Origin of the sequence: Gilvimarinus gilvus (genome assembly GCF_030518155.1) — a bacterium.
In the GTDB taxonomy this organism is placed as follows: Bacteria; Pseudomonadota; Gammaproteobacteria; order Pseudomonadales; family Cellvibrionaceae; genus Gilvimarinus; species Gilvimarinus gilvus.
On the sequence record NZ_JAULRU010000231.1, the window covers coordinates 1 to 669 of the forward strand.

Genomic DNA, 669 nt, shown 5'->3' on the forward strand with positions numbered 1-669 from the left:
CAGAGTGGTGATCTTGTGGGTCGTCCAGGATTACTTACTCCCTTTAAAACCCCCCTCTATGATGAAGAAGGTGATTGGGAAGGTATTCGCAATTTTCGACGCTTGAGGTTCGAAGTAGCCGCAAATAATGGCAATACATCATTTTTACCCAGGCCCGACCCTTATTATGCATGGCACTACAGACCAGAATATCAACTAAATAAAGGACACCCAAAGATTGAGGAAACGAGTTCTTGCTAGGCTTTGAGCTCAGTAGCTTTTGCCCTGGTTGATTAGGTATTAAAAGGCAGGCGGGAAATTCAGTAATTTGACGAATTTAGAGCGTGCGAGACCATGCCCATTGAGAGCACAAAGGATTTTCTGACGAGTTGGCATCAACCGGTTTGTGGGTAAAGCCGTCGGCACTGGCTGATGCCGTGTATCCAGTTGAGATTGAGAGATTCACACAGTTCACTGACTTTGGCAACGGGACCAATGGCCCGGCCAAAATGTCGCTCGATATGACAGCGCGAAAAGTGGGATCAGATGAGAATGGCACTTACTTAAGCCTAAGCAATTGAAATACTTATAAAAAGATCGGCTCAATGGTAGGCTGTAAATCGCCAAACTTACCACCTAACCAAAGAGCCGATCCATATGCATGCTATCCAGTCTTGCCGACACTATCAA

At 45.7% G+C, this 669-nt stretch carries 1 protein-coding gene; it reads left to right on the plus strand.

Annotated features, from left to right (window positions below):
* A partial coding sequence (locus QWI17_RS03215) for a hypothetical protein (RefSeq protein ID WP_302721062.1) occupies nucleotides 1–240 on the plus strand: 240 nt, incomplete at its 5' end.
* Between the last annotated feature and the right edge of the window lie 429 nt (nucleotides 241–669).